Here is a 260-nt window from a genome sequence, read left to right as displayed (position 1 = left end):
CTGCGCTACTACCCTACAACTCACTGGGTAAATGAGTAAATCAAGGGTGCTTTTTTGATTAAGTAACGACTCTATTATTGCGCTTGCGTCATGATCGTGAATGCCCTTTTCGTAACCTTCTTGGTAACGGGGCTCTGCAAATTTTTGCACTACATTTAAAAGCGTACCGTTGTCTTTAGCTTGCTGTAATTGTGTAAATGTAAGTGCATGCTCACTATTTTCGCAGACTAATAAAATTTGCGCAGCTAAATATTCACCAC

Annotated in this window: 1 protein-coding gene; it reads right to left on the bottom strand. The window is 40.0% G+C overall.

Annotated elements, in window-relative coordinates; translation table 11 throughout:
- Nucleotides 1-260, bottom strand: a 260-nt coding sequence (locus tag R2R70_RS21190; protein WP_410979078.1) for a hypothetical protein, incomplete at both ends; no start/stop codon positions are given.

The organism is Cobetia sp. SIMBA_158 (assembly GCF_046566945.1).
Taxonomy (GTDB): Bacteria; Pseudomonadota; Gammaproteobacteria; order Pseudomonadales; family Halomonadaceae; genus Cobetia; species Cobetia amphilecti.
This window is presented reverse-complemented; position numbering and strand designations above follow the sequence as displayed.